This window comes from Xanthomonas populi (assembly GCF_002940065.1).
Classification (GTDB): domain Bacteria; phylum Pseudomonadota; class Gammaproteobacteria; order Xanthomonadales; family Xanthomonadaceae; genus Xanthomonas; species Xanthomonas populi.
Genome location: NZ_MDEJ01000224.1, coordinates 1 through 3,446, shown reverse-complemented (window position 1 = coordinate 3,446; position 3,446 = coordinate 1). Strand labels below are relative to the sequence as shown.

At 63.3% G+C, this 3,446-nt stretch carries 4 protein-coding genes; 2 read left to right on the top strand and 2 right to left on the bottom strand.

Going from position 1 to position 3,446, the window contains the following annotated elements; genetic code table 11:
- Positions 1–113 precede the first annotated feature (113 nt).
- Both XpopCFBP1817_RS20060 and XpopCFBP1817_RS20055 read right to left on the bottom strand, forming a co-directional pair.
- On the bottom strand, positions 114–1,856 hold the full coding sequence (locus tag XpopCFBP1817_RS20060; protein WP_128418420.1) for a transmembrane repetitive protein: 1,743 nt from the start codon (positions 1,854–1,856) through the stop codon (positions 114–116).
- Positions 1,857–1,869: 13 nt separating this feature from the next.
- Positions 1,870–2,469, bottom strand: coding sequence for an NfuA family Fe-S biogenesis protein (locus tag XpopCFBP1817_RS20055; protein WP_128418421.1), 600 nt, complete (start codon positions 2,467–2,469; stop codon positions 1,870–1,872).
- A 90-nt stretch (positions 2,470–2,559) separates the two neighbouring features.
- Here XpopCFBP1817_RS20055 and XpopCFBP1817_RS20050 point away from each other — a divergent pair, with 90 nt between their 5' ends.
- Positions 2,560–2,916 carry a 4a-hydroxytetrahydrobiopterin dehydratase gene (locus XpopCFBP1817_RS20050; RefSeq protein WP_128418419.1) on the top strand — a complete coding sequence of 119 codons (357 nt, stop codon included), beginning with the start codon at positions 2,560–2,562 and terminating at the stop codon, positions 2,914–2,916.
- Entirely contained in the window at positions 2,913–3,335 is a 423-nt protein-coding gene (locus XpopCFBP1817_RS20045; RefSeq protein ID WP_128418418.1) for an energy transducer TonB, read from the top strand. The genes XpopCFBP1817_RS20050 and XpopCFBP1817_RS20045 overlap by 4 nt, the downstream gene beginning before the upstream one ends.
- Positions 3,336–3,446 lie beyond the last annotated feature (111 nt).

Below are 3,446 nucleotides of genomic sequence, written 5' to 3'. Positions count from 1 at the left end.
GCTCCCATGTAGAACCTGGCCCATTGTGCTTGCTTCCATTCGAGTGAAAAGAGTGCACCATCAAAGCCTGGGATCAAACAGTTGGGTGGTTGGGGTTTTTCAGGGGCGACTGATTAATCAGTGTTGCCCCCTGGAACTGCAGTCGGCCCAGCCCCATTGTCCTCCTGCAATTCTTGCTTGAACGGCACATCCGGCGGCGGCCTTGCGGTCGCTGGTTGATCGTTGAGATTTGGGTCGCTAAGGCCGCAGCCGCCGCCGAACTGCAACAGCGACACCAGGCAGCTGATCTTTGTGGTCGTTCCCGGGATCGGGATCTCGATCTTCTTCAGGCCGCGGCGCACCCATTCCTGCAGCAGCGACTGGTTCGGCATCCAATACTTATCCAGCGAGGTCGGCGTGTAGCCGTACGGCGGACGTTTGAGCCAGGTGCCGCCTTGGGCGATCTGGTCGCGGGTCCATGTGTCGGTATCGCTGCCTGGCGGTCCGCGTTCGCCGGCGCCTTTACCCGCATCGCCGGTTCCGGCGGCAACGTGGACACTGCCATCGGCGTTGAACATGCCGTCGCGTTGGCCATTTGCGCCGGTCGTTTTCTCGTCACGGTTGCTGTCGGATTTGCTCCAGTCGTCGGCATTCGTTGCTACATCCCAGCCACCGCTGCGGTCTGCAGGCTTCGGGCCGGCGCTGCCACTGGTTGCAGGCTTGCTGGATGAAGATACCGCTGCAGCCGCTTTGGTGGGTTGCTCGGATCGCGATTGGTTCGCTTGCGATTGTGTGGACGGCGCAGTGGACGGCGCCGGATCCGGCACGTTCTGCAACTCTGCCGTTCGAACCGCTATCTCCGGCATGCGAACCGTAAGCGTGACCTCGCGATTGCGGACAACCGGCGCAGCGATTTGAGATCGATCCGGCGCGACGATTTCGCGCTCTCGAACCGCTGGTAGATTGGCAGATCGCACCGCGACGTTGGTGGCAGGACGTTGCAACTCGCGTACTTGCGGCTGTTCGGTCAGCGTCTGGATGGCGCGCTGACGGACCTGGACCTGCGGCGCTGCCGGCTCGATCGAGCGCGGAACCACAGTGGTCGCGGGAGGTGACGGCACCACAAAGTCGTTCGTGGCCACTGGCGTTTTGGTCACTTGCAGCGGCGATTCGATCGTCACCGGCGACACCTGCACCCTCACCTGCGGCACATCCGGTGTCGTTGGCTCACTGACGGCAGCCACGGGTTCGGGCGCGACCTGCTGCGCCTCGGCAACGCTTGAACTGTCAACGGAATCGGAGGTGGCCTGCGTTGGCTCTGGTGGCGGCGTTACCGAAACAGTCGGATTACCACCCGCCGCAGGCGCATTCGCTTGCGACGCTGCAGAGGCTTCACCCGAGGCTGCCTGCGCAGCAGCAGGTTCCCCTGCACCACCGCCCTGCTCCGCCGCGCCTTCGCCGATGAAGCTCATGCGGACGCGCGATTCGTCGCCCTGCTTGGTTTCATCCGACGCCCAGCGCACGCTGACCACCCAGATCAGCAATGCCATGAAACCGAGGTGGATCAGAAAACTACCGAGCAGCGCCAGCCAGTGCAGCGGGCGTTCGTCTTTCCGGCGCGGTTCCCAGTGTTGCCACCACAGGCTGCGAAAGGCCTGAAATGGCGACAGCAATGCGGAAGTACGCATGCTGTGTGGCGACGCTGGTCGCGCAAGAAATACCTCCGTCACCTGGTCGTCGTCAAACGGCGCAGCGGTGCTGTGGCGGTTGCGCATCCAGATCGCCCAGCCGTAAGGCAAACCTGTGCGCCGATCCAGAATCAGCTTGCTCGGCATGCGCGTACGCAGCGCCTGCAGCAGATCGGCGGCAGTTGTCACCGGTGGCGCGGAATCAGGCCGCGCTGTCGCGCGGAATATACGGCGCATCGCCTGTGGCGTGGTCGGTCGCGTCGCGTACCGCAATCACGCCGGGCACGCGTCCCATCAGGGTCTTCTCGATGCCCTGCTTCAGGGTCACATCGGCCATGCCGCAACCGTGGCAACCGCCACCGAAGCGCAGTAGCACGACACCATCAGCAGAGACTTCTTGCACTGCCACGCGTCCACCATGCGATGCCAGTTGCGGGTTGATTTCGTTCTCCACCACCCAGCGCACGCGCTCCACCATCGAGGCGGAATCGGCCGGCGCTTCGCCCTTGATCTTGGGCGCCTTGATGGTGAGCTGCTGGTTGCCGGTGGACTGGATGACGTAGTCGATCTCGGCGCCATCCACCCACGGCACACTGGCCGCGACGATATATAAGGTGAAGCCGTCACAGTCGATCGCCCATTCGTCGCCACTGAGATCGGCCGGTTCGGCGAACTCGAGCCGGGCATCAGCGCGCGGTGTGCCCGCATCCACCGCGCTCAGGCGCACGCCCATGCCGGGCACGCCCTCGCGTTCGATGAGCTTGCGGAAATAGGTTTGAGCTTTGTCGGATATCTGGATCATGCGGGTTATTCTACCGCTCAATGCGACCGCGCTCATGGAAAACACCTTGATCCCGCTGGGCGCGTTGTCCGCCACCCCTGCGAGACCGTCATGACCGATCTGATCCCCCTGGAACAGGCCCATTGCCTCCCGCGCAAAGGGAGCGACCACAAGCTTGGCCAAGCCCGCCTGGCCGAACTGTTGCCACAAGTGCAGAGCTGGGAGCTAGCCGAAGCGGGCACGGCGATCACCCGCACGTTCCGCTTTGCCGACTATTACCGCACCCTCGCCTTCGTCAACGCGCTGGCCTGGATCGCCCACCGCCAGGACCATCACCCCGATCTGGGCGTGCATTACGACCGCGTGGTGGTGCGCTATTCCACCCACGATGTAGGCGGGCTGAGCGAGAACGACTTCATCTGTGCGGCCAAGACGGCGCAGCTCTACGATCAGGGAGCCACTGCATGACCCTCTATCGCGCCGCCCTCGCCGGCCTGCTCTTCACCATCGGCGTCAGCGGGTGTGGCAAGTCATCGCAGCAGGCGTCTGCGCCGGCGATTGAGCCAACCGAGCTGGCCGCAGTGAAGACGCCGCCACCGGAATACTCCCCGCAACTGGCCTGCGCCGGCGTAGGTGGAACCTCTGTGCTCAGAGTCGTAATTGGTATCGATGGCACACCGACCGACGTGTCGGTGGCGCAAAGCAGCGGTCAATCGGTGCTGGACGAAGCTGCGCAAAAGCGCGTGCGCGAATGGAAGTTCAAGCCCGCCACCCGCAACGGGCAGACGGTGCCGCAGACGATCCAGGTGCCGGTCGCGTTCAAGCCGCCGGTGCCGCGCCCAGACGAATGCTTTGCTATCGAAGAACGTGCGCGTCGCGGCGGCTAAGCGCTGATGGAATGTCGCAAGTAGCGCTTCACTAGGTGTTTGATCCCAGGCTTTGATGGTGCACTCTTTTCACTCGAATGGAAGCAAGCACAATGGGCCAGGTTCTACATG